1 protein-coding gene is annotated in these 406 nt (G+C 71.2%); it reads right to left on the bottom strand.

Annotated elements, in window-relative coordinates; translation table 11 throughout:
* Positions 1–211 precede the first annotated feature (211 nt).
* Positions 212–406 (bottom strand): Mrp/NBP35 family ATP-binding protein (locus tag M3226_RS31710; protein WP_251573447.1); only part of this gene is annotated, 195 nt, incomplete at its 5' end.

Raw genomic sequence — 406 nt, 5'->3', positions numbered from 1 at the left:
CAGCAGGCCCAGCGCGGCGGCGGCCAGCAGCGCGCGCTGCGCGCGGCCGGCGCGCACGCCGTGATGTCGTTGTTTCATTCGATCCTCATGCCGGCTGACGGCCGTTTGACACGGCGGCCGCGCCGGGCGGGTAAAGGGACCCGGGAAAAGTCGCCATGATACCGCGCCTCGCGGCGCCGTAAACAGCGTGAGGCCCCGCCCCGCAAGGGTTTTACGTATTTTGAACAACGATCGACGGGAACTTCGACGTCATGTCGCGCGATCGCTCGGCAATCGCCAGCGCCACCCCGCGCGCGATGTCGCGGTAACGACGCGCGAGCGCGCCGTCCGGCTCGGCCGCGACCGTCGGCGTGCCGCTGTCGGCGCGCTCGCGGATCGCGATGTCGAGCGGGAGGCTGCCGAGCAC

It is taken from the genome of Neobacillus cucumis (assembly GCF_023715505.1).
This window is presented reverse-complemented; position numbering and strand designations above follow the sequence as displayed.